At 63.4% G+C, this 232-nt stretch carries 1 pseudogene; it reads right to left on the bottom strand.

Going from position 1 to position 232, the window contains the following annotated elements:
- Positions 1 to 232, bottom strand: a pseudogene (locus tag AC0L3X_RS47605) (hypothetical protein); the annotation flags it as partial.

Raw genomic sequence — 232 nt, 5'->3', positions numbered from 1 at the left:
GCGATGCATTTGTCGAGCAGCCAGGCGTTTAACTCGTCGAGGTTTTTGAACCGCAGCCGCGGCGTGAAGAAGCGTTCTCGGACCAGCCCGACCTGGTTCTCGACCTGCCCCTTCTCCCAGCCCGACGCTGGCGTACAGGCGACCGGATCGACCAGATAGATGGGGTGATTGCGGTTGCTGCTCGAAAGGCTCAGCCTGGAAGGGAAGCCGGCGAGCCGGTGGCAGCAGGAGC

The organism is Bradyrhizobium sp. MI1.7, from assembly GCF_055811795.1.
This window is presented reverse-complemented; position numbering and strand designations above follow the sequence as displayed.